The following is a 22808-nucleotide window of genomic DNA, read 5'->3' as shown; positions in this document are numbered from 1 at the left end:
AGGCTCCAAGTGCCTATCGCAACCCCTGAGGTCTACGCAGAGATGCTGAATCGCGCACGGGATGGCAAGTTCGCCTACCCCGCGATCAACGTGACCTCGTCCCAGACCATCACCGCTGCCCTCCAGGGCTTCGCCGAGGCAGAGTCCGACGGCATCATCCAGGTGTCCGTCGGCGGCGCCGAATACGGCTCCGGCTCCACCATCAAGAACCGCGTCACCGGCTCGCTGGCCCTCGCCGCCTACGCCTACGAGGTTGCCAAGAACTACGGCATCACCGTCGCCCTGCACACCGACCACTGCGCCAAGCAGAACATCGACTCCTGGGTCCGCCCCCTCCTCGAGATCGAGGCCGGCCAGGTTGCCGACGGCAAGCTCCCCACCTTCCAGTCCCACATGTGGGACGGTTCCGCGATCCCGCTCGACGAGAACCTCGAGATCGCGAAGGAACTGCTCGCCATGTCCGTCAAGGCCAACACCATCCTCGAGATCGAGGTCGGCGCTGTTGGCGGCGAGGAAGACGGCGTCGTTGGCGAGATCAACGAGAAGCTCTACACCTCCACCGCAGACGGCATCAAGACCGTTGAGGCCCTGGGCCTCGGCGAGAACGGCCGCTACATCACCGCTCTGACCTTCGGCAACGTGCACGGCGCCTACAAGCCCGGCCACGTGAAGCTGCGTCCCGAGCTGCTCGGCACCATCCAGAAGGAGGTCGCGGAGCACTTCGGCCTCGACCACCGTCCCTTCGACCTGGTCATGCACGGCGGCTCCGGCTCCACCGCCGAGGAGATCGCCACCGCTGTCGCCAACGGCGTCATCAAGATGAACGTCGACACCGACACCCAGTACGCGTTCACCCGCCCGGTCGTTGACCACATGCTGCGCAACTACGACGGTGTCCTCAAGATCGATGGCGAGGTCGGCGTCAAGAAGCAGTACGACCCGCGCACGTGGGGCAAGTCGGCCGAGGCCGGCATGGCCGCCCGCGTCGTCGAGGCTTGCCAGCGCCTGGGTTCCGACGGCACCCAGATGCGCTGAACCTTTCGCTGATGGCTGCCTAGCGGCCTGACGCGTGAGCTGCCCGGCCCCCTGTGGGGCCGGGCAGCTTCGTTGTGCCTATGTGCTTGTGGCTGAGTGTTTGTGCCTGCGTGTTGGTGCCGGTGGGCGGCGTCCCGCCCGCGAGATCGCCACACGCGAGCTTCGCTCGGAGTGGTCAATCTCGAAGCCCGGCCAGGCCCTGCCGCCGCCCACCGGCACCGCGGCCTGGCCCTCCTCTGGTCCCTGCGACACTACGCCAATCCCAACAGCGCTGACCGGCCTCGTGGCGGCCTCCAGTCGGTCGGGGTTGTTGTCTGTGTGTTGCCTGCCCTGGCTCTATGAGGATTTCGCGGTGCGTGCGCCGAGCGTGAGGAGGCGTGCGATTGTTGCCGACAGTATGAGCGTGCCGACGCACACGTACATAAAGGGGCCGGGTGCCTCTCCGATAAGGAACCCCTCAAGCAACCAGGTGAGCAGGAAGAGACCGAAGAAACCCCACATGCATCTCGCTGCGCATGTCATCAGCTGCTGTAGCGACAGCGTGTGGATGCGCACCGTGATGAGACCGAAGAAGAATGCGAGCGGCAGTGGGATGAGTACGCCGAGGACAGTAAAAACAGTGCGGTAACCGAGGTACGGATACGTGTCGTATGTGTCGGTGACAAACAGGTAGGCCAGTCCTGACACACCAAGAAGAACGAGGCCACTCAGGGCAGCGCCAACCCTCACGAGGAGGGAACCTTTCGCTATGCGTTCCATGCTTAAGTATAAGCATGGTGGCTACGTAGTGTAAAGGGTGTCGGTGGCTTTTTGCTCTAGGTTCTAGCTAGGTTCTGCTAGATTCTAGTGGTTCTTGTAACGCCGGGAAGCCAGGTCGCGACACATTATGGTTTCCCTCCAATGTCGCACGTAATTCCCCCGTGGCTACTTAAAGGTATGAAATAGCATCGTTGGAATTACAGTGCTTTTGGGCTGTTTCTAAAAGTTACCGGATTAAATTACGTGCGACTTTTGTGGGGGAGGCGGGTGTAACAGTGGGGTGGAACGCCGATAGCTGGGTGGGTCGCCGACGGCGGGAAAGCTGGGCAGAGCAGCGGGGCGGGACCCCGAAGGATCCCGCCCCGTGTCGCTAGCGACCCGCCTCACGAGCGGTTCGCCTCGTGCGCTCGCATCACAGACGGCTACTGCCCGCGTTGAGCACGAGCCGCGCTCACTGCTGCGGAGGCTTCGGGACGGAGGCGTCGCGCACGCCCTCCTCAACAGCCTCGGAGATGGTGGGGGAGACGACCTTGGCACCTACGAGCGCCGTGAACATCTGCTGCAGGTCCAGGCCCAGCGAATCGCCCAGGCCCGCGTTGATCTGGCTGATCGACTTCGTGATATCGCCGACCATCTGAGCGTTGTTGCCCTCGCCGTACATGGTGATCGTGTCGACCTTGGACAGCGGCTCGGCCACGGCGCGAGCGACCTCAGGCAGGGCACGGAAGTACATCTCCAGGACGGCCGCCTGGTTCATCTTCGTCATGGCCTCGGCCTTCTTTTCGAGGCCCTCGGCCTCGGCCGTCAGCTTCGCGCCAATCGCGGACGCCTCGGCGCGGCCACGCGCCTCGATACCCTGGGCCTCGGCGAGCATGGCCTGCTTGTCGGCGTCGGCCTTCTTGGTGCGCTCGAAGGCCTCGGCCTCGGCCTGACGCTGACGCGCGTACAGGGCCGCGTCGGCCTTCTTCTCGGCGGCGTAGCGCTCGGCGTCGGCCTTCGCGTTCACTTCGGCCTGCAGGGCCTGCTTGGTGACGACGACTTCCTTCTCCTTGATGACCGCCTGCTGCTCCTGCTTGACAATGTCGGCCTGCGCGGTCTCGCGCTCAATGTCGCGGCGCTGAATCTGCGACTGGATCTCGTAGGCGGCGTCCGCCTTCGCCTTCTCGGTGTCGGCCTCGACCTTCAGAGCCGCCTGGCGCTTAGCGAGGTCCGTCTGCTTCTGGGCGATTTCCAGCTGCGAGGCGACCTGCGCGTCGTTCGCTTCCTTCTGGGCGATGGCGGTCGCCTGCGCGACCTCCTTCTGCGCGTTCGCCTTGGCGATGGCGGCGGTCTTGCGGATCTGCTCGGTGTTGTCGATACCGAGGTTGTCGATGACGCCGTTCTGATCGGTGACGTTCTGGATGTTGAACGCGACGATCAGGAGGCCCATCTCCTCCAGGTCCTGCTTCGCGTTCTCCTGGACGCGCTCGGAGAAGGCGGCGCGGTCGGTGATGATGTCGGTGAGCTTCATCTGGCCGATGATGGCGCGCAGGTGCCCCTCAAGGGTGTCACGTACCTCCTCGGAGATTTCGGAGGTCGTCTTGTAGAGGAAGTTACGCGTCGCTGCCTTGAACAGCGTGTCATCATCGGTCGCGATGCGGACCTTGACGGCCGCGTCGACGCGCACGTTGATGTAGTCGTTGGTGGGAACGAAGTCCGTGGTCTGAGCGTCGACGGAGATCATCGAGGCGGTCATGGTGTCCACGCGCTCGAGGAGGGGAATCTTCCACCCCGTCTTGCCGTGGAGGACGCGCTGGCCGCGCGGGCCGGAAATGACCTTGACTTCGCCCGGGGAAGCGGACACGAAGCTTGCCCACAGGAAGAGGGAGATGAGGACGAATGCAGCGACGATGAGTGCCGCGATGGTTACGAAAGGCATGATTGGTGCTTTCAGGTGAGGGGTGCGACGCGCTCGTGGGTGGCGCCGCGCAACTGGTCAGAATAGCAGCGTCGGGCGTGTGACTCAATGCATCGTCTCATTCTCGGGTGACGAGGCCGTGGCTGGGTGCCGGTGGAAGGTAGGAACGTTGAAAGCGCTGGAAGGGGTTGCTTATGATGGTGCCACGCGGGCCGACTGCCGCGACTGAGTGAGCGCCCACCGCTGGGCCGCACGGGAAGGACACGGGTGTCATGAGGAAAACGCTGATCATCATTGTGTCGGTCATCGTCGGAGCGATTATTGGCACTGTTGTTCTCGTGTTCGGGGTGCTTCCCACGTTTGAAGATGAGTGCGCGGGGGACGAGTGCACGCAGACGGACAGCCCCACTCTCGTTCCTGTTCCGCTTCCGACGAGGATGCCCACACGGGAAAAGGCTTATAAGCCGGTCCTGTACCTGTATCCGCAGGAGGAGCGGCAGCTGGCGGTGACACTGGACGTTGAGGGTGAGCTGGGGACGGTGTATCCCGCCCCGGAGCGTCAGGTGCAGACGGAGGAGGGGACCCGGGCCTCGTGGACCATCAGTGCCGCGCCCGACGGCACGCTCACCGACGCGAGTGGGCGCACCTATCCCTCCCTGTTCTGGGACGGGCCGGTCTCCTTGACGTCTCCCGAGCAGGGCTTCGTCGTTGCGCGTGAGGATGCGGTGCCGTTCCTGGAGGAGAAGCTGGGACAGTTGGGGCTGAGCGACAAGGAGGCAGCTGACTTCATCACCTACTGGGCACCGCGCATCCGCGCGAACGAGTACACGTTCGTGTCCTTCGACGCCTCCTCCTACGCTCAGCAGGTGACCTATTCGTTCGCGGACGAGGCCGGTAACCAGGTTACGCCCGACACCTTTATTCGGGTGTTCATGACAATCCGTGCGGCGGACGCCTCCACGGTTGTCACGCCGCAGAATTTCGCTCCGACACCGACGCGCAGCGGTTTCACGGTCGTCGAGTGGGGCGGCACGGAACAATAACTTTCTCGGAACTGACCGCGCGGCGAGCGAAAACGCATGCCACGCGACACAATGGAACAATGTGTGGTGAGATGACCTCGCCACGAACAGGAAGGTAGTGACATGGCCCAGGACTGGACCCGCATTGAAGGCATGATCATCGGTCACGAGCTGGACCCCAGCGCCGTCGCCGGCGAACTGAAGAAACGCGCGATCCTCACTCAGATCGAATGGTTCCCCTCCTCGCCGCAGCTGCTCGGCCTCAATGTCGCGGTTGCCGATGAGCGCGTCGCTACCGTCCCCGCGGGCGCGACGACAGTCGTTCCCGGCCCGACCCCCGCGGAGCTGGCCGACGAACTCGCCATTCTCTTCAAGGCTGAAGTCCGCATCGGCAACGCCAGTGCCGACCACCTGCCCGAGGGAGATTCGCCACTGGGTAAGGTGTGGCCCTCGGAGGAGGAAACGACCGAGGCCACAGAGGCAAAGCCCACACGCATCGTTGAGATTGGCCGCACCCCCGCGTCGTCCGTACCGCTCCTGGCGGCCCTTGAAGGCGTCGACCTGGGGGACCTGGAGCTTGCCGACGATCACCGCGCGCTCCTCGCGGAGCTGCCCGCCGAGAAGGAAGGCTGGAACTTCGGCGACCTGCCGCTCGTCACCCTATCCGTCACAGACGGCGAGTTCCAGGTATTCCTGGTGACCGACGACCACCTCGAGCACATCGTGTCCCACAACTGGGGCATGGACGCGGCCATCGTGCCCGGCGGCCACGACAAGGCCCAGGACCTGCCCGGCGAGATCATCGACCTGGTGGGCGATCGCCTCGACCTGCTGGCCATCGCCCGAGCCGTGCCCGGTGCCGACGCTGACGCCCTGTGGGCCTCCGTGGCGACCACGGGCGAAGAATCCGTGTGGAAGGTCGTGCGCGCCCTCGGCCTGCCCGGCTCCGTCGCGGGATTCCTCCTGGGCACTACCGATGCTGAGGACGTCGAAGGCGTCACCGTGCACCTCGCGCGCGGCATTTCCAACGCGATCGGCCGCAGCGTGGACATCATGATGGGGCAGCCGCAGTCGATGGTCAAGCCCCTGTGGAACTCCTACGAGTCGGTCGCCGTCGAACGCCCGTGGATTATCCACGCCGCCGTCGCGGCCGAGGCCATCGTCGGCGTCAGCATGCTGGTGGCCGCCGTGCGCGCTCCCGCGCCCCGCTCCGGCTGGCTGCGCTTCGCTGGCATCGTTGGTGGCCTCATGGTCGTTGACTCGATTGCGGAGCTGTCGCTCGCCAAGCACGTCTCCAAGCGTTTCGCGCGCCGCGCGGGCGAGGCGTAAGCCCTCACGCTTGATGAAGGACGGCCGGGGTCGCGTGAGTGACCCCGGCCGTTGTGTCTGTCGCGAGCGAGCGCGCACGCTCCCCTTACCGAGCCAAGGCCTCGGCGGGGAAATCCTGCGGGCGGTCGGTGAAGATGCCGGTGACGCCCCACGAGGCCAGCTCGCGCGCCTGATCCACGTCGTTGACCGTCCACACGTTAACCTCGAAGCCCGCGTCGCGCATCGCGCGCACGTCGGAGGCCGTCAGCCCCTTGACGCCGGGATGGATGGCGCTCGCGCCCAGCGCGGTCGCGCCTTCACGCCACTCGTCGGACGCGCGCTCGATGAGCCAGCCGAGCGCGACGGTGGGGCATGCCTCGTGGAAAGCGGTGAGCAGCTCGTGATCGAAGGAAGAGACGATGAGGCGGGAGGGGACCTTCTCCCCGCGCAGCGTGACAGCCAGCGACTCGATGAGGCGCTCGCGCAGGCGCGCACCACCCGCGCAGGGCTTGATCTCCAGATTGACCCCCATCTGCTGAGCGTGGGCGAAGGCGAGGGCGTCAGCCGCCTCGGGGATACGCTCGAAACGATAGGTGTCGGAGAACCAGCGGCCCGCGTCTAGGCGGCGAATATCCGAGAATCCGAGCTGGTAGTAGGATCCGGATCCGTTCGTCGTACGGTCCAAGGTGTCGTCGTGAATGACGATCAGCGAGCCGTCGCCGATGATATCCACATCGAACTCGAACCAGCGAGCACCGACCTCCATGGCCTTGGAAAACGCGGCGATCGTGTTTTCCGGCGCGAGCGAGGACGCGCCACGGTGGGCGAAAATACGGGGAAAATCGGACATGGATGCTCCTAGGGTGATCGGTGCGGGGCTACCCCGTCACCAGAGGTCGGGGTGCGTCGCCGCACTAAACATGGAGGAACGGCCGGGCCCGGGTTCGATGAGGACGGCCTCGTCTCGCTTGGACGGCAAAATGTTATGCACGTACGAGGCCAGAGCCTCGTCACGCGACACATCGTGGCCGACCTGCTGGGCCATGTACCAGCGGTGCTCCAGGTACTCGTGGTAGAGCTGGGCGGGTTCGAGCTTGCCGGCCAATTCTCGGGGAATTGCGCGCACGACGGGCGCAAAAACGTCGGTGAGCCACTCGTGCGCAGCCTGTTCGAGGGGCACGTCCTGCATATCGTGTGTGGCACGCCATGCATCAATGTCACCGAGGAGTCGACGCGCCTGGTGCTCGCCGACATCCATGCCGGTCAGGCGCATGAACTTACGGTTGTGATGGCCGGCGTCGACCACCTTCGGTTGAATGACCAGGTGCTCGCCCGCATCATCCGACGCCATGTGCAGCTCGGCGACGTCAAAACCCAGCTCGTTGAGGCGACGGATACGCTCACTGACCAGATACTGGCGCTGGTCATTGGGCAAGTACTCTTCGGCGGTGACCTCGTTCCACAGCAGGTCGTACTGGGTGCGGATGCGGTCGCCGACGTCAATCGGGTCGGCGTCCATGGTGAAATAGCCGCCAGCCTGAAGGTCCATAAGTTCGCCGATGATGTTCGTACGCGCCAGGTCCACGTCGTATTCGCGCTGGCCGGGGGTCAGCTTGGGGTGCAGCTCGCCTGTTTCGGCGTCCACCAGGTAGGCGGCGAACTCTCCCGCGTCGCGACGGAAGAGTGTGTTCGACAGGGAGACGTCGCCCCAGTAGAAGCCGATGAGGTGCAGGCGCACGAGCAGCAGGGCGAGGGCGTCGATGAGGCGGGTCGCCGTGTCCTCGCGCATCGACAGGGAGAACAGGGCGCGGTAGGGGAGCGAGAACTGCAGGTGCTCGGTGATCAGGACCGCGTTGAGTTCCTCGCCGTCGCGCCCCACCCGTCCCGTGATGACCGCGACCGGGTCGACGGAGGGTGCGTCCAAGCGCGAGAGGTCGCGCAGGATGTCGTACTCGTGGTGTGCGACCGTCTCACCGATCTCCTTGACCGCCAGGACGCGGCCGGACAGGTTCACGAACCGCACGATGTGGCGGGAAATGCCGCGGGGGAGCGCTGCGAGCAGGGACGACGGCCACTCCTCCAGTGGAATATCCCAGGGGAGGTCGAGGAGCGCGGGGTCGACCGCGGCAGCCGTAATGTCCAGAGCCATATACCTATTGTCTCATTTCCTGACCGTCATGACTAACTCGCAGCTCAGCGGCCATCACTTCGCGGTGTAGAACACGTACGTACGAACGTGCCCCGGCCTCGTCCGGGAGATGAACAGACGAGGCCGGGGCAAGTCAGCAGGGCAGCGCGGGCTTGCGCGTCACTCGGGCAGACGAACGCCCGTGGCAGCCGAGAAGTTGTGCTGCTGGCCTTCGCGGATGCGCACGTACAGGACGCCGCCGCGACCGGGGGCGGTACGCGGGGGAACGCGCACGATCAGCTGCTTGTTGGTGCCCTCGGCGCCGGAACCCAGACCCTCACCACGCTCGTCGCCGACCAGGTGGCCGTAGACGTAGGCGTCGGAGCCGAGTTCCTCAACGAAGTCAACCTCGACGGGGATGGTGCCCTCGACGCTCTCGTCGACGACGTCCAGGCCCTCGGGGCGGAAGCCGATCTTGATCTTTCCGCCGTCCTCGGGGGTCAGTGCCGCGCGGGTGGCCTCCGACAGGGGCACGCGCGCCGGTCCGATCTTCGCCCACTCGCCGTCCACCGTGAAGGTACCCAGGTTCATGGCGGGGGAGCCGATGAAGCCGGCAACGAACTCGTTGGCGGGACGCTCGTACATTTCCTGCGGGGTACCGACCTGCTGGAGGAGGCCGCCGGCGAGGACCGCGATGCGGTCGCCCATCGTCAGGGCCTCGGTCTGGTCGTGGGTGACGTACACGGTGGTGACGCCGAGCTCACGCTGCAGGGAGGCGATCTGCGTACGGGTCTGCACACGCAGCTTCGCGTCCAGGTTCGACAGCGGCTCGTCCATGAGGAACACCTGGGGCTTACGAACGATCGCGCGGCCCATGGCGACGCGCTGACGCTGGCCACCGGACAGAGCCTTGGGCTTGCGGTCCAGGTAGGGCTCCAGGTCGAGGATCTTCGCGGCCTCTTCAACGCGCTTGTTGATCTCCTCCTTGGACACGCCTGCAATCTTCAGGGCGAAGCCCATGTTTTCGCGCACGGACATGTGCGGGTAGAGCGCGTAGTTCTGGAAGACCATCGCGATGTCGCGGTTCTTCGGGGGAACGTCCGTGACGTCCTTGTCGCCGATGAGGATGCGGCCGCCGTTGACGTCCTCCAGGCCTGCGAGCATGCGCAGGGAGGTGGACTTACCGCAGCCGGAGGGGCCGACGAGGACGAGGAACTCACCGTCCGCAATGTCGAGGCACAGCTGGTCGACAGCAGGCTTATCGGCACCGGGGTACACGCGGGACGCGTGATCGAAGGTTACGCTTGCCATGTTCAATTCCTTCCCACCGGCAGGTACGTGCCGGACGATCCGTTGTGGGGCGACCGTGGAGCGTCTTCGCCCACGGGGTACGAACGCGGATCGTTCCGCGCGCGACCAAGATTGAACGTACCATGTCTGCGCGTTTCTGTATAGTTCCGGCCATCAGGTGGATTCCCTGGCCTCGACTCGGGTGTGGGGGCCGCCTCGTTTCTGTGTCCGAGGTCGTGGTTTCCTCCGCCGGTGGACGCAGATGCGGGATGAGACCGGTAGGCTGGGAGCGTGGATGAAGGAAACGAACTGGGAGGCTACCGCCTGATTCGCCGGCTCGGTACGGGTGGCGCGGGCACTGTGTGGCTTGCTGAAGATGGGGGTGGCACGCGTGTCGCCCTGAAGGTCATGCACCCCGCGCTTGCGACGTCGGAGGAATCTCGGGCCCGCCTCGAGCGCGAGGTGCGTACCGTAAATTCCGTACGTTCCCCCTTCGTCGCGCACATCATCGATGCGGAGATTGACGCGAGCCAGCCTTTCGTGGTCTCCGAGTATGTCGAGGGTCCAACTCTGGCGGAGATCCTCTCCTCCGGCCCGATCCCGCTGCGCGGCGTCGCCGCGCTGTCCTATCACCTCGCGTCGACGATCGCTGCCGTCCACCACGCCAACATCATTCACCGAGACATCAAGCCCTCGAACATTATCTGTTCGTCGCGCGGTCCCGTCCTCCTCGACTTCGGCATCGCCATGGCGGTCGACGATCAGCACCTGACACGCACCGGCCTCGTCTCGGGTTCTGCCGGCTATACGGCACCCGAGCTCCTGCGCGGCAAGCCCGCCACAAAGGAGTCCGACTGGTGGGCCTGGTGCGCCACCCTGCTGTCCTGCGCGACTGGGCGTGCCCCCTTCGGTAAAGGCGACGTCATGGCGACCATGATGCGCGTCATCGAGGGCGAACCCGACCTGGCAGGTCTGCACCCGATGGTCTCCGATGCGCTCGGTGGCGGCCTGTCGCCCAATCCCGACGTGCGCCCCTCGCCGTCGCTGATCGTCGCGCACCTCATGAGCGCGGTTGGCTGGGCACCCGGCGAACTCGACTACGTCACCGTGAACTGGGCACAGCTGCTCGACACTGGCGAACGTACCCAGATGGTCAACTCCGACCCGCAGGAAATCGCAGCACCCCCGGAATGGGACGAGATCACATCGCGCCCCGACGCGGCCGGTGCGCGCCCCGTCACCTACCCCGTCCACCCGCGTCGCGACCCCTCAGAATTCACGGCCGCCAATGACCATACCGAACAGGTCGATACCGAATCGGTCTCCTGGGGAGACGACGAGTGGGACGAGGATGCCGAGGAAGAGACCTGGGACGATGAGGCCTCGGAGGGTAGCGACGAGGACTGGGATGAGTCTGGCGACGAGTCCTGGGAAGAGTCCGACGAGGGCGACCAGGAGTGGGAGGAATCCGGCGAGGGCGACCAGGAGTGGGAGGAATCCGGCGAGGGCGACCAGGAATGGGAGGGTTCCGACGAGGGCGACCAGGGCGACGAGGAGTGGGACGAAGCTGACGACGAGGATCAGAGCTGGACTGGTGCCGAACCCGCGGACTCGACCGGCTCGGTGCGGCCCTACGGCCAGGGTGGCTACCCCGGGCAGCAGGGCGGATACAGTGCTTCTCAGGCCCCGTTCGCCGGTGCCCAGAACGCCTACGGCTACCCGCGCGGCGCTTACGGTTCCGCGGAAACGGCACCGTCGGGCAGACCCGTCCCCATGGGCGCTCCGCAACCCGGCCTGGCGGCCCCGACGGGCGATCCACGCGCAGGCATGCGGGTCCGCGCCAGCAACGCGGGACAGCCGCCAGCGTGGCAGGCTCGCGGGCAGCAGTACCCGAATCGGACCGATGCCTCGTCTGCTTCAGGCAGTGCTTGGGTCTCCGGCGGTGTCCTGCTGCTCACGCTTGCCGCGCTCCCTCTCATCTTCGGCCTCAGCGGTACGCTCATCGTCGGTGTCGCACTGACCGCCTGGGGGCTTGTCGGTGCCATGGACAGGTGGCTAGAGCGTCGGCGCGAGCAGTACGGCCCCCGCGCCAGCGACGATGCCGCCGCCATCGCCATGGCTCCGATCCTTCTTGCCCGCTCACTCGGTACGACACTCCTTGCGCTCGCGGTCGGAGCTGTCCTTCCCTACCTGGTGTGGATCGTTCTCTCCTTCGCGCACGACGGATCTGTGCAGTGGGGGTGGCCCACGGAGGTCGCGACGTCTCTACGTCTGTCGCGTAGTAACTTCTGGCTGAGCGATCCTGCAGGAGTCATCATCGTCTGGGCGCTTGGTGCGTCGATGCTCGTGACCGCGTGGCTCGTACCTTTCGCTGCCGACCTGCGCGTTGGACTCGCCAAAACAGTGCGTTCTAGCATTCGTCCGATCTGGGGGCGCGCCCTGTTGTCAATCGGTTGCGTTGGCTTCCTGCTGATCTCCTGGCTCATTGGGACGGGTGGTGCGTCTAACTAGGCGCGGGTCAGCCTTACTCGATAATATTGCAATATTCAACTAAGTTTGGAAGGTATCTTCATGGCTCAGAAGCAGCAGCGCAGCGTCGATCCCCTGCGCGCCAAAGCCTCCGAGATGCGGCTCGCGCAGCAGCGCGCTGAGCGTCGCACCCGCATCATCGTTATCTCTGCTGTTGGCCTCATCGTGCTGGCCATCATTGCCGCCGTTGGCGGTGTGATTTGGCAGCAGCAGAGCGAAGTTAGCGCCGCACGCAACGTCGAACCCTCCGATGTTCTCGGCGTATACGCCGACGGGCGACCCATTGTTGTCAACGGGAACGGTGTGTCCGCCGAGCCGGATCCCAACCTGCCGACGCTCACGGAGTACTTCGACTACTCATGCCATGCCTGTGCTGACGTCGATGCTGCCCTGGGTGAAGATCTGACGACCTGGGCGTCCGAGGGGCACTACAACCTCGAGCTTCAGCCCGTCATCACAGTGAATATGAACTACCTCAAGCCCGCCACGGGTGCCTCGCTCGTCGTCGCCCAGAAGGCACCCGACAAGTGGATCGAATTCCACCACGCACTCCTGGCCTACTTCCGTACCCAGTTCCAGGCCGGCAACGGCACGGTCGTGCAGAACCTTGACCCCTCGTGGAAGCAGGTCAAGCAGATCGCGACCGAGGTTGGCGTTCCTTCTGACGTGGTCGCGACCTTCCCGGTCAACGCCGTTGAGTCCTACCTCGAAGCCTCCTCGAATGCATGGAAGGACGCACAGTACAGCGGTCGTCAGCCCAACCAGCTCGGCACCCCCGAGTTCGTCAAGGATCACTCGAGCGTTGTGACCCTGGGGAAGACCATCGAAAGCACGCGTGAGTCGCTCAAGGAACTCTTCGGTTTCGCCGACTCCGCCACGCAGGCACCCAGTGATCTGCCCCAGTCCGAGGCCGCCGTGCCTTCCCGGAGTGGCGAGGAGGCGACGCAGAGCGCCGAGACGACGACCAGTTCCGACTGAGTCTCGCACTGAGGTGGGGTGGGTCCGAGGCATCGGACCCACCCCACCGTCGTATCTGGAGTCGCTATCCCACGCAGTGGTCGCGGGTGCGCGAGTTCGTCACTGTCACGCGTCACGTGTCGGGTACGAATGACGCTCGCCCGTGCGCGCTTACCCCAACCTGTGGCACACTAGTGTGCGCCGCCGGCTTAGCTCAGTTGGTAGAGCAGCTGTCTTGTAAACAGCAGGTCATCGGTTCGAGTCCGATAGCCGGCTCCGAGGAGTCCACAGTGCGGCACTGACGCCGCGCGCCCCTCAGGCCCCATCACAGATGCGCGAGGCCGGGGCAAGCCCCCGGAAGTGCCCCGCGGAACCGGCCACGGCCTCGTTCATCAGCCATCCGCCGCGCTCAGCCGAGCGACCAGTCGACGCCGCGCGCCCCCTGCTCATCCAACAGTGCGTTCGCACGCGAAAACGGCCGCGACCCGAAGAAACCGCGATACGCCGACAATGGGGAAGGGTGCGGGGACGCGATAATCGGCGTCTCGCCGAGCCGAGGCGCCAGCGACTGCGCATCCTTGCCCCACAAGATCGCCACGAGCGGAGCGCGTGAGCCGTCCGGGCGTCGGCGAGCCACTAGCGCGTCAATCGCACACTGCGTGACCTCCTCCCAGCCGCGCCCACGATGTGAGGCGGGCGCACCCGGACGGACCGTCAGCACTCGATTGAGCAGACACACACCCTGCTCGCTCCACGCCGTCAAATCGCCCGAGGTCGGGGCCGGGCAACCGATGTCATCCCCGAGTTCGCGGAAAATATTAATGAGCGACTTGGGCAGTGCCACCCCCGGGCGCACGGAAAACGACAATCCCATCGCGTGACCCGGTGTCGGGTATGGGTCCTGCCCCACGATCAAGACCTTCACCTCATCGAAGGGGTACGTGAACGCGCGTAGCACGTCCGTCCCGGCGGGCAGATAGCCGTGGCCTTCCTCGACGTCTTTCGCTAGCATGGTGCCCAATTCGTGGACGCGTTCCTCCACCGGAGCCAGTGCGCGGGCCCAGCCCGGATCGATCAACTCAGCCAAGGGGCGCGGATTGTAATCATTCATAGCACTAGACTAATGCTGCACATGGTGCCACACACTTCCCGCGTGCCACACGAGCCAGCCCAGCGCTTTTCCGATAGTCTGAAGACGTGAGTTCTCAGTACCCAAGGGATGAATTTGACCGCGCTGGCGAAGACATGCCCGTCGGCATGCACCGCCCCAAGCCGTCGAAGTGGAAGAACGTGTGGCCGTTTCTGGCCATTCTCGTGATCGTTCCCGCGCTCGGCTGGGTGGCAGCGACCGCCCTGTACCGCGGGCAGACCACAAATGTCAGCGTGCAGCCCGTCCCGGCAACGTCGAGCAGTGCCCAAGCGCCCGCCACCCGGGGGGCGTCACCGGGCGCTGCAGCGCCGAGTGCCGCTCCTTCAGTCGAACCCACCCCCTCGTCGAGTCCCTCGTCCTCCGCTGCCTCCGCTGAACCGGATCATGGTGCCGTGATTTCGGTTCTCAATGGCACCGAAACACAGGGCTTCGCTGCCCAGAAGGTGACCATCCTCAACGATGCGGGCTACGCCGGTACCTCCGCTGCCAACGCGGATGCCAATTGGACGAATACGACGTCTACCGTCTTCTATGAGGACCCGAAAATGGAGGCCACCGCGAAGGATATTGCGTCCAAGCTGGGCATTGACACCGTTCGTCAGCAGAGCGGACTCGGCAATCCTGACGTGGTGATCGTCCTGCGCTGATTGTTCGCTCTATCGCATCTGAGTCGCCCGTCTCCCGTGTGGGGGACGGGCGATGAGCGTCTATCGAGGCCACGTGGGTGCGTTACGCCCTGAGCGCATACGACTCAAGCTCAGTGACCTCGCCTTGCACTCTGGGGTGGTGAGTGCCAGAATCTTAGTTAGCACTCCGACATGGAGAGTGATAAGAGCATCGGTTCGATGAGGTCGTCTCACAAGGGCGGTCGTCCGTCGCGGGCATCGAACCCGATCCGCATCGCGGAAGGACACATTTTCAATGAGCAAGATCATCAAGTTTGATGAAGATGCCCGTCGTGGCATGGAGAGCGGCCTCAACCTGCTGGCCGACACCGTCAAGGTGACGCTTGGTCCCAAGGGCCGCAACGTCGTGCTCGACAAGAAGTGGGGCGCCCCCACGATCACCAAGGATGGCGTTTCCGTCGCCAAGGAAATCGACCTGGACGATCCGTTCGAGCGCATCGGCGCCGAGCTGGTGAAGGAAGTTGCCAAGAAGACCGACGACGTCGCGGGTGACGGCACGACCACCGCGACCGTTCTGGCACAGGCGCTGGTCCACGAGGGCCTGCGTAACGTTGCCGCCGGCTCCAACCCGATCGCCCTCAAGCGTGGCATCGACCAGGCCGTCGAGGCCATCGTCGCCCAGCTGCACGCCGACGCCAAGCCCGTCGAGACCACCGAGCAGATCGCCGCCACGGCTTCCATCTCCGCCAACGACCCCGCCATCGGCAAGCTTATTGCCGAGGCCTTCGAAAAGGTCGGTGCCGAGGGCGTTGTCACCGTCGAGGAGACCAACTCCTTCGACACTACCCTGGAGACCACCGAGGGCATGCGCTTCGACAAGGGCTACCTGTCGGCCTACTTCGTGACCGACCAGGAGCGCCAGGAAGCCGTCCTCGAGGACGCCTACGTCCTCCTCATGGACTCCAAGATCTCCAACGTTAAGGACATCGTCCCCGTCCTGGAGAAGGTTATGCAGACCGGCAAGCCCCTGGCGATCATCGCCGAGGATGTCGAGGGCGAAGCCCTCGCTACGCTGGTCGTCAACAAGATCCGCGGCACCTTCAAGTCCGTGGCCGTCAAGGCCCCCGGTTTCGGCGAGCGCCGCAAGGCGATGCTGCAGGACATGGCCATCCTGACGGGCGGCCAGGTCATCTCCGAGACCGTCGGCCTCTCCCTCGAGAACGCTGACCTCGAGCTGCTGGGCCGCGCCCGCAAGATCGTCGTCTCCAAGGACGAGACCACCATCGTCGAGGGTGCTGGCGACAAGGACATGCTGGACGCCCGCGTGCGCCAGATCCGCCAGGAGATCGAGAACACCGACTCCGACTACGACCGCGAGAAGCTGCAGGAGCGCCTCGCCAAGCTCGCTGGCGGCGTCGCCGTCATCAAGTCCGGCGCGGCCACCGAGGTCGAGCTCAAGGAGCGCAAGCACCGCATCGAGGACGCCGTTCGTAACGCTCGCGCGGCTTCCGAAGAGGGCCTGGTCGCCGGCGGCGGCGTCGCCCTGATCCAGGCTGCCGCCGTGGCGCTGCCCAAGCTCGATGCTCTCACCGGCGACGAGGCGACCGGCGTGAACATTGTGCGCCTGGCCGTCTCCGCTCCGCTCAAGCAGATCGCTGAGAACGCGGGTGTCGAGGGTGGCGTGGTCGCCGACCGCGTTGCCAACATGGAGCCCGGCCACGGCCTGAACGCTGCGACCGGCGAGTACACCGACCTGATGGCCGCCGGTATCTCCGACCCGGTCAAGGTCACCCGTTCCGCGCTGCAGAACGCCGCGTCGATCGCGGGCATGTTCCTGACGACCGAGGCCGTCGTTGCCGACAAGCCGGAGCCCCCGGCCGCCGGTGGCGACGACGCGGGCGCCGGCATGGGCGGCATGTACTGAGCCGCGTAGCGCTGAGCTGATACGCCTGGGGGCGGGACCTGTGAGGGGTCCCGCCCCCGACGCATCTGCGGATTCTCATCGGCTGGTGAGGCCGACGCATGGGGGCGGTCGGACCGGCGCGCGGGTTCAAGCGTGCTGCTACACGAACAATCCCATCGAGTGGGTCTCTGCGTCCGAGTAGGTGGTAGCCGCATCCTGCAACTGCGACGAGATCTGGTCGAGGGTGTCGTGCGTCTGCGTCTGAATGGCCTCCCACTGGCTGATGGTCGTCTCGAAGTTGATCTGCGCGCCGCCAGTCCAGGAATCCTGGAGGCCTAGCAGCTGTGTCATGAGGGTGTCGACTTCGGTGCGGATCGTGGCTGCGGTTGCGCAGGCCTGAGCGGATGCTGTCGAAATTTCCTCGGCGTCAACGGCGTAAGCGGTCATGATGTCACTCCTTCGTGGGACCCCGGGTGGGTCCGTCGCGCTCAACGCTAGGCGCAGGCTGGTAGGGGAGTCGAGGCGGAATTGTGGGCCTGTGGATAGCGGGATGAGGCGACGCATCCCTGTGGATAATCGAGATGTGGGTGTGTCCCTGTGGATACACGACGCCCGGCGCACCGCAGGGTACGCCGGGCCGTGAAACGCGCGTGAAACGAACTCAGTCGGCGTTGGGGAGATCCAGGGACTCCACGGCTGATTCAAGGGAGGACGTAGTCTCCACGTCTTCGCCCGAGTACAGTGGCTCCTCGATTTTGCGCGGCAACACGCCGGTCGACGTCACTTCATTGTCGGCGGAGTGGACCGGAATGCGCTTCTTGATGGAACGGCGCTTGATGATGAGCGTGCCGGTCGAGGTGACCGCCCCCTCCTGGGTCTCGTCCGTGTCATCCGAGTCATCCGGATCGTCGGTGTCGTCGGCCTGGGCGGCCTCGCACAGCTGCGCCTTATCGCGCTCGAGACGCGTCAGCTCGACCTCGAGGTTCGCGCGGGCGGTGTCCTCCCATGCGGAGCCGAGGGGGGACTGGTAGATGGTCTCGTAGCTGAGCAGCTTCTTGAGCAGGGCGATACGGGCCTTGATGAATTGCAGGTCGTCCAGCTCGACGAGTTCGGCACGCAGCGCAGTGCGGATCTTCTTATACTCCTGCGGGCTACAGGACAGGCCCGCCAGGTCTGCATCCACGAGGACCTGCGCGTCGAAATCCATCCGCGGGGCGCGGTGGCGCGTCACGAAGGCGATGAGTTCGTCGACGCGTGCCACGACCTCGTCAGAGACGCCGAGGCTGGTGAGGCGACTATGCGCGTGCTCGATACAGCGGGTCGCGGCGAAGTTCGCCTGAAAGCCGCCGAGCTTGATCTCAAGGGCCTTGTTGAGGAAGGCACCGTGGTACCACGCTGCGACGCGCAGGATGTCAGGGTCGTGCGCGGAGGAAGCGATTTCGTCGATATGGGTCAGCGTGTTCATGAGCCGACGCAGATTGTGCAGCTGACGATTGGGTGCGTTCCAACGCTGCATGAGGTCTGCGCCCTCATGTTCAAGGTCTGTTACGGCAGCAGTCGCGCCGATTTGCTGCATGGCGTCGACGAACGACGTCAGCAGCCACTGAGGTGCTTGTGCACCCATGGGCCACTCTCCTAGTTGAGGAATACCCGAGCCATGCTAGTGCGCTTTTTCCTCGCGGTCACGTTCGCGAGTAAGGAACCGAGCACAATTCGTGCGGTTCTTTCGAAACTGTCAGCTGGTGAACGGTAGAGATTGAGGGGAAAAGTAGCTGTCGCTCCGCTCATCGTTATGTCGTTCACGCCATCGGCAGTTCGATGCGGACGGTGAGGCCCCCGCCTTTGGTTTTCGTCAGGGAGGCGTTTCCTCGGTGGGCGGCTAGGATTCCGGAGACGATGGCCAGTCCCAGGCCGGATCCGCCCGAGCGCCGGTTGCGCGAGGAGTCAGCCCGGTAGAAGCGTTCGAAGACGCGTCCGCGGTCGGTTTCGTCGATGCCGGGGCCGTGGTCGCGCAGTTCCACGATGGCGGTGTCGCCGCTGCGGCCGAGCGCGATTTCGACGGGTGAACCGTCCGGCGTGTAGCGCACGATGTTCCCGATGAGGTTGGTGAAGACTTGGGAGATGCGGTCGCGGTCGGCGGGAACGATCAGGGTCATCGGGGGAGTGCGACCGTTGATGCCGGTGAGTCCGACGGTGCGCGTGGGGTCGAGGGCCTGCAGGTCGAAGACCGCGTTGTCAGCTAGCTTGACCAGATCAATGTCGGCAATGTCGAGTGGGCGTCCCTCGTCGAGCCTGGCGAGAGTGAGGAGGTCTTCGACCAGGGTGGCCATGCGGGCAGACTCCGAGCCGATGCGGCCCATGACTTCGTCGATGCGTTCGGCGGGCACGCCGCCCATTGAGTACAGCTCGCAGTATCCGGAGATCGCTGCCAGGGGGGTGCGCAGCTCGTGGGAGGCGTCGGAGACGAAGCGTTTGATCTTTCGTTCCGAGGCCTGACGCGCCTCGAAGGATTGCTCGACTTGGGTGAGCATAGAGTTGAGTGAGAGAGACAGGGAGCCGACTTCGGTCGTGGGCGGGTGGGGGGTGAGGCGCTTGGTGAGGTCGCCGGCGGCGATCTTGCCGGCGGTGGATTCGATGGAGCGCAGTGGCAGGAGCGCGCGTCGTACGAGGACGTGCCCCGCCCAGCCGCCGATGATGACGATAATGAGGCCGGCGACGGTGAAGTACGAGGCCGTGGTGCGCAGGGTGTGCTGGACGTCGGACAGGGGGAGGGCGATCGTCATGTATCCGGAGAATAATCCGGTGTCTTGGTCGTAGACGGGGACGACGAGTGCGCGCCAGCCGAGTCCGGTCTTTGAGGAGGGGACTGTGACGGGCAGCGTGCGGAAGGAGGAGATGGGCGCGGAGGACGTATCGATCAGCTCGGGCAGGATGGGTGTGCCCGACGCCTTGAGTGTGTCCTCCGAGTAGAGGTAGCGATCCTGGCCATCCACGTCGTGAATATGGACGTAGTAGAGAGTGGGGATGGCACCCTGGCCGTCGGCGGCGAAGGTGGCTGATGAGGCGGAGATCTGGATCGTGTGCGCGGTCGCGATGAGCTGGTCGTCGATCTGCGAGGTCAGGTGGCGTTGCAAGAGGCCAATCATGACGGTGCCGGACAGCGAGAGTCCGACGGCAAGCAGGAACGTGATGAGTGTAACGAGCTGTGAGGCGAGGGGTTTGGTGTCCCACCAGGCCTCGACACGTTGAGCCAGACTGGGGTGCACGTTACTCCTCGGCGCGCAGGATGTAGCCGACGCCCCGCTTGGTGTGGATGAGTTCGCCGGAGGCGCCCTCGACGGCGAGCTTGCGTCGCAGGTAGGAGATGTAGGACTCGACGATGGCGACCTCGCCGTCCCAGTCGTATTCCCACACGTGGTCGAGGATCTGCATCTTGGACACGACGCGCCCGGCGTTGATAACGAGGTAGCGCAGGAGCTTGAACTCGGTGGGGGACAGGTCGATCTGGACTCCGGCGCGTGTCACCTCGTGGGCGTCCTCGTCAATAACGAGGTCACCGACGCGCAGGAAGGCGTCGTCCTCCTCGGCACCCATGGTGCGGCGCAGGATGGCGCGGATGCGGGCGACGACCTCTTCGAGGCCGAAGGGCTTGGTGACGTAGTCGTCGCCGCCGACCGTCAGGCCCTGGATCTTGTCGCGCATGTCGTCGCGGGCGGTGAGGAAAAGGACGGGGGTCGTGATGCCGGCGTCGCGCAGGCGGCGGGTGACGGTGAAGCCGTCCATGTCGGGGAGCATGACGTCGAGGACGATGAGGTCGGGGCGCGAGGCCTGGGCTTCGTGGAATGCGCCGCTGCCGTCTTCGGCGGTGACGACGTCGAAGCCTGCGAAGCGCAGGGAGGAGGCGAGGAGGTCGCGGATGTTGGGTTCGTCGTCAACGACGAGCAGTTTTGCCTCTGTTCCGGTGGTGGTCATGGGTTTAGTGTCCTGCACGATGCTGAATGTTTCCTGATAGTTGGGTGGGAGAGGGGTGGGCCGCTAATTGTTTGCTTGGTCACAAATTTTATCGCGGTAATGGTATGTGTAACAAGGAAGAGTGCGGATGAATCGTGCAAGAATTGAAGCATGTCATCCCGTCACACAGTGGATATCCTGTCTCCCGCAGGTGTTGAATTCCAGCACGTATCCCCCACACTCGCTGCCCTGCGCCTGGGCAACGCCTTCGCCCTGTGCGGTGCCCTGTGCGGTGCGATCTCAGCGCTCGTCCTGATCGTTGATATTCCCGCACTGTGGTGGCTCATGGTCGTCCCCGCGGTCATCGCCCTGCTGTGCCTGTGGCTGATCCCCGCCCAGGTGCGTGCCCTGCGCTACGCCCTGGCTGAGACCGACTTCGTGATCCGCCGCGGCGTCATTAACCGCTCGCTCACGATGGTCCCCTATGGCCGCATCCAGTACGTCGACATCCACCAGGGTCCCGTCCTGCGCTTCATGGGCATCGCCACGATCAAGCTCTCGACTGCCAGCGCCAAGACCGATGCGACTCTCAGCGGCGTTTCCGTCGCCGATGCGGTGGGCCTGCGTGATGTCCTGGCCGAGCGCGGTTCCGCAGAGCTGATGGGCCTATGAGCAAGGATCTGTCCGCTGACGGGGTCGCCCCCGAGGAATGGAAGCCGCTTCACCCGCTGACCTACCTGCCCCGCGTTCTTGGATCAGTGACGGGCATTATCGGTGCAGTGACCCTGGCGAACGCGTCGGCGCTCGCGGCGTGGCTGTCGGGTGAGACACCGACGGGCATCGAGAGTGGGATCGTTTTCCTCGGACTCGCCGTTATCGCTGTGGTGATCCTGGCTGTCTCTGGCCTCTACAGCTATCTGGCCTGGAGAATGGCGCGCTACGCGGTGACCTCGACGGCTGTGTGGTACCGCGCGGGTATCCTCATGCGCACCCAGCGCCACGCGCGAGTGTCGCGCATCCAGACGGTGAACGTCTCCTATTCGCTCCTCGGCCGCATCGTGGGCCTGGGGTACCTCGACATCGAGGTCGCTGGCGGCCAGGACTCGAGCATCAAGCTCGGCCTGCTCACGAGCCGCCGCCTCGAGGAGCTGCGTGCCCTCCTGCTCGCCCTGGCCTCGGGCGCGATTGACGAGGCCGTGGATCCCAGCGCCGATGCCGTGGCCTCGACCGTGGGTCGCCGCTCCGGCACATCCCCGCTCGAGGCCTCCGAGCGCCGCGTCTTCACGGTCGGTGGCCTCAAGCTTCTGGCTTCCATGCTGGCGACCGTCGACAACGCCGTGGCGCTGTTCTTCGGTGTCTTCCTGCTCGGCTTGAACGGCTTCCTGGTCGGAGTCGTGGGCGTGACCTCGCTCATGAGCTTCTTCGGTATTCTCGCGGGTGCACTCAGTCTCCTGGCAGGCGTCTGGGCGCGCTTCGACCGCGAGTTCGGTTTCGCGGCGTCCATTGCGGCCGACGGCGTGCACATCAGCCGAGGCCTGACGGCCCAACGCCAGGTGACGATTCCCCCGGGGCGTATCCATGCCATCGAAGTGACCCAGCCCCTGATCTGGCGGATCTTCGACTGGTACCGCGTGGAGATCACGCAGGCAGGTAACGCCGCCCACACCAAGGATGAGAAAAACAAAGGCATGCAGGTCGACGTAGCCTCCGACGTGCTGCTGCCCGTCGGCAGCCGCACCGAGGTCCTTCAGGCGATCGCTATTGCTATCCCCGACCTGGGGGTCGATGACGCGACGGGCTTCATCGAATCCCTGCGCGCCGGAATGCGCGAAGACCGTTGGATGACCCCGATCCCGCGCAGCGCGCGCATCCTGGACCCCCTGGAGTACAACCGCCGCGCCTTCGGCCTGACCGACGCGGTGTTCGCGATCCGCGATGGGTTCTTCAACCTGCGCTTCTCGATCATCCCGCTCACGCGCATCCAGTCCGTGTCCGTGCGCCAGGGGCCGGTCCAGCGCTGGCGCGGCGTGGCCTCCGTCCGAGCCGAACTCGTCCCCGGTCCGGTCGCCTCCATGGCTGAGCACGTCGACGTCGAGCGCGCCCTACAGCTGTGGGCCGACCTGTCCGCCGCCTCGAAGGTCCGACGCGAAGCCGAGAAAAGCGAGCGCTGGCTCTCCCGCGTCACCGAGGTCGTCGAGGCAACCACAGGCGACGCGAGCGACAAGTAGGACGCGGATCGGCGACAATATGACC

Annotated in this window: 19 protein-coding genes and 1 tRNA gene; 10 read left to right on the top strand and 10 right to left on the bottom strand. The window is 64.9% G+C overall.

Features of this window, described 5'->3' with window-relative positions; genetic code table 11:
* Positions 1-9: 9 nt before the first annotated feature.
* On the top strand, positions 10-1035 hold the full coding sequence (gene fbaA, locus O3932_RS02050; protein WP_009648940.1) for a class II fructose-bisphosphate aldolase: 1026 nt from the start codon (positions 10-12) through the stop codon (positions 1033-1035).
* Positions 1036-1371: 336 nt separating this feature from the next.
* Here the strand turns inward: fbaA and O3932_RS02045 are convergent, their stop codons facing one another.
* Together O3932_RS02045 and O3932_RS02040 are read right to left on the bottom strand one after the other, a co-directional pair.
* Positions 1372-1794 carry a hypothetical protein gene (locus tag O3932_RS02045; protein ID WP_371535837.1) on the bottom strand — a complete coding sequence of 141 codons (423 nt, stop codon included), beginning with the start codon at positions 1792-1794 and terminating at the stop codon, positions 1372-1374.
* 451 nt (positions 1795-2245) lie between these two features.
* Positions 2246-3712: a flotillin family protein gene (locus tag O3932_RS02040; RefSeq protein WP_371535834.1), complete on the bottom strand. Its 1467-nt coding sequence runs from the start codon at positions 3710-3712 to the stop codon at positions 2246-2248.
* 251 nt (positions 3713-3963) lie between these two features.
* Between O3932_RS02040 and O3932_RS02035 the strand changes: the two genes are divergently transcribed.
* Positions 3964-4734, top strand: a complete 771-nt coding sequence (locus O3932_RS02035) for a hypothetical protein (RefSeq protein ID WP_371535831.1) — start codon at positions 3964-3966, stop codon at positions 4732-4734.
* Positions 4735-4836: 102 nt separating this feature from the next.
* The gene (locus O3932_RS02030) at positions 4837-6042 is read left to right on the top strand and encodes a hypothetical protein (RefSeq protein ID WP_371535829.1); all 1206 of its coding nucleotides are present in this window, start codon (positions 4837-4839) and stop codon (positions 6040-6042) included.
* 85 nt (positions 6043-6127) lie between these two features.
* On the opposite strand, the gene O3932_RS02025 is transcribed toward O3932_RS02030, so the two are convergent.
* The 3 genes from O3932_RS02025 to O3932_RS02015 all read right to left on the bottom strand — a co-directional run bounded on the left by O3932_RS02025 (position 6128) and on the right by O3932_RS02015 (position 9460).
* On the bottom strand, positions 6128-6871 hold the full coding sequence (locus O3932_RS02025; RefSeq protein ID WP_009648938.1) for a glycerophosphoryl diester phosphodiesterase: 744 nt from the start codon (positions 6869-6871) through the stop codon (positions 6128-6130).
* 36 nt (positions 6872-6907) lie between these two features.
* On the bottom strand, positions 6908-8170 hold the full coding sequence (locus O3932_RS02020; RefSeq protein ID WP_009648942.1) for a DUF4032 domain-containing protein: 1263 nt from the start codon (positions 8168-8170) through the stop codon (positions 6908-6910).
* Between the two features lie 159 nt (positions 8171-8329).
* Positions 8330-9460: an ABC transporter ATP-binding protein gene (locus tag O3932_RS02015; protein WP_296502001.1), complete on the bottom strand. Its 1131-nt coding sequence runs from the start codon at positions 9458-9460 to the stop codon at positions 8330-8332.
* Between the two features lie 270 nt (positions 9461-9730).
* Between O3932_RS02015 and O3932_RS02010 the strand changes: the two genes are divergently transcribed.
* The 3 genes from O3932_RS02010 (at position 9731) to O3932_RS02000 (ending at position 13201) form a co-directional block, all read left to right on the top strand.
* A complete protein-coding gene (locus O3932_RS02010) occupies positions 9731-11950 on the top strand; it encodes a protein kinase (RefSeq protein ID WP_371535826.1) in 2220 nt (739 codons plus the stop codon).
* A gap of 60 nt (positions 11951-12010) precedes the next feature.
* Positions 12011-12946 (top strand): thioredoxin, encoded by a 936-nt coding sequence (locus tag O3932_RS02005; RefSeq protein WP_009648949.1) that lies wholly within the window; start codon positions 12011-12013, stop codon positions 12944-12946.
* 182 nt (positions 12947-13128) lie between these two features.
* Positions 13129-13201, top strand: a tRNA-Thr gene (locus tag O3932_RS02000).
* A gap of 133 nt (positions 13202-13334) precedes the next feature.
* Here the strand turns inward: O3932_RS02000 and O3932_RS01995 are convergent.
* Complete coding sequence (locus tag O3932_RS01995) at positions 13335-14036, bottom strand: uracil-DNA glycosylase (protein WP_296501998.1); 702 nt, start codon at positions 14034-14036, stop codon at positions 13335-13337.
* A gap of 134 nt (positions 14037-14170) precedes the next feature.
* On the opposite strand from O3932_RS01995, the gene O3932_RS01990 reads away from it, so the two are divergent.
* Both O3932_RS01990 and groL read left to right on the top strand, forming a co-directional pair.
* A complete protein-coding gene (locus tag O3932_RS01990) occupies positions 14171-14722 on the top strand; it encodes a LytR C-terminal domain-containing protein (protein ID WP_034505216.1) in 552 nt (183 codons plus the stop codon).
* A 274-nt stretch (positions 14723-14996) separates the two neighbouring features.
* On the top strand, positions 14997-16625 hold the full coding sequence (gene groL / locus O3932_RS01985; RefSeq protein WP_009648536.1) for a chaperonin GroEL: 1629 nt from the start codon (positions 14997-14999) through the stop codon (positions 16623-16625).
* Between the two features lie 138 nt (positions 16626-16763).
* Here groL and O3932_RS01980 read toward each other — a convergent pair whose 3' ends face one another.
* The 4 genes from O3932_RS01980 to O3932_RS01965 all read right to left on the bottom strand — a co-directional run bounded on the left by O3932_RS01980 (position 16764) and on the right by O3932_RS01965 (position 20576).
* Positions 16764-17051: a WXG100 family type VII secretion target gene (locus O3932_RS01980; protein WP_009648554.1), complete on the bottom strand. Its 288-nt coding sequence runs from the start codon at positions 17049-17051 to the stop codon at positions 16764-16766.
* 214 nt (positions 17052-17265) lie between these two features.
* Positions 17266-18228: a hypothetical protein gene (locus O3932_RS01975; RefSeq protein ID WP_299239530.1), complete on the bottom strand. Its 963-nt coding sequence runs from the start codon at positions 18226-18228 to the stop codon at positions 17266-17268.
* Positions 18229-18403: 175 nt separating this feature from the next.
* Complete coding sequence (locus O3932_RS01970) at positions 18404-19870, bottom strand: cell wall metabolism sensor histidine kinase WalK (protein ID WP_299239529.1); 1467 nt, start codon at positions 19868-19870, stop codon at positions 18404-18406.
* 1 nt (position 19871) lies between these two features.
* Complete coding sequence (locus O3932_RS01965; RefSeq protein ID WP_009648563.1) at positions 19872-20576, bottom strand: response regulator transcription factor; 705 nt, start codon at positions 20574-20576, stop codon at positions 19872-19874.
* Between the two features lie 150 nt (positions 20577-20726).
* On the opposite strand from O3932_RS01965, the gene O3932_RS01960 reads away from it, so the two are divergent.
* Positions 20727-21227, top strand: coding sequence for a PH domain-containing protein (locus O3932_RS01960; RefSeq protein ID WP_371535822.1), 501 nt, complete (start codon positions 20727-20729; stop codon positions 21225-21227).
* On the top strand, positions 21224-22783 hold the full coding sequence (locus tag O3932_RS01955; protein ID WP_371535819.1) for a PH domain-containing protein: 1560 nt from the start codon (positions 21224-21226) through the stop codon (positions 22781-22783). Before O3932_RS01960 ends, O3932_RS01955 begins: the two co-directional genes overlap by 4 nt.
* The last annotated feature ends 25 nt before the right edge of the window (positions 22784-22808 follow it).

Origin of the sequence: Pauljensenia sp. 20925_1_25, from assembly GCF_041433955.1 — a bacterium.
GTDB lineage: Bacteria > Actinomycetota > Actinomycetes > Actinomycetales > Actinomycetaceae > Pauljensenia.
Note: the sequence above shows the minus strand (reverse complement) of the source record. Positions and strands in the feature narration are given on the sequence as shown.

Bases quoted from the DNA above. Each gene is read 5' to 3' on its own strand.
- O3932_RS02045 (WP_371535837.1), bottom strand. From the start codon at position 1,794: ATGGAACGCATAGCGAAAGGTTCCCTCCTCGTGAGGGTTGGCGCTGCC.
- O3932_RS02040 (WP_371535834.1), bottom strand. From the start codon at position 3,712: ATGCCTTTCGTAACCATCGCGGCACTCATCGTCGCTGCATTCGTCCTC.
- O3932_RS02035 (WP_371535831.1), top strand. From the start codon at position 3,964: ATGAGGAAAACGCTGATCATCATTGTGTCGGTCATCGTCGGAGCGATT.
- O3932_RS02030 (WP_371535829.1), top strand. From the start codon at position 4,837: ATGGCCCAGGACTGGACCCGCATTGAAGGCATGATCATCGGTCACGAG.
- O3932_RS02025 (WP_009648938.1), bottom strand. From the start codon at position 6,871: ATGTCCGATTTTCCCCGTATTTTCGCCCACCGTGGCGCGTCCTCGCTC.
- O3932_RS02020 (WP_009648942.1), bottom strand. From the start codon at position 8,170: ATGGCTCTGGACATTACGGCTGCCGCGGTCGACCCCGCGCTCCTCGAC.
- O3932_RS02015 (WP_296502001.1), bottom strand. From the start codon at position 9,460: ATGGCAAGCGTAACCTTCGATCACGCGTCCCGCGTGTACCCCGGTGCC.
- O3932_RS02005 (WP_009648949.1), top strand. From the start codon at position 12,011: ATGGCTCAGAAGCAGCAGCGCAGCGTCGATCCCCTGCGCGCCAAAGCC.
- O3932_RS01995 (WP_296501998.1), bottom strand. From the start codon at position 14,036: ATGAATGATTACAATCCGCGCCCCTTGGCTGAGTTGATCGATCCGGGC.
- O3932_RS01990 (WP_034505216.1), top strand. From the start codon at position 14,171: ATGCCCGTCGGCATGCACCGCCCCAAGCCGTCGAAGTGGAAGAACGTG.
- groL (WP_009648536.1), top strand. From the start codon at position 14,997: ATGAGCAAGATCATCAAGTTTGATGAAGATGCCCGTCGTGGCATGGAG.
- O3932_RS01980 (WP_009648554.1), bottom strand. From the start codon at position 17,051: ATGACCGCTTACGCCGTTGACGCCGAGGAAATTTCGACAGCATCCGCT.
- O3932_RS01975 (WP_299239530.1), bottom strand. From the start codon at position 18,228: ATGGGTGCACAAGCACCTCAGTGGCTGCTGACGTCGTTCGTCGACGCC.
- O3932_RS01965 (WP_009648563.1), bottom strand. From the start codon at position 20,576: ATGACCACCACCGGAACAGAGGCAAAACTGCTCGTCGTTGACGACGAA.
- O3932_RS01960 (WP_371535822.1), top strand. From the start codon at position 20,727: ATGTCATCCCGTCACACAGTGGATATCCTGTCTCCCGCAGGTGTTGAA.
- O3932_RS01955 (WP_371535819.1), top strand. From the start codon at position 21,224: ATGAGCAAGGATCTGTCCGCTGACGGGGTCGCCCCCGAGGAATGGAAG.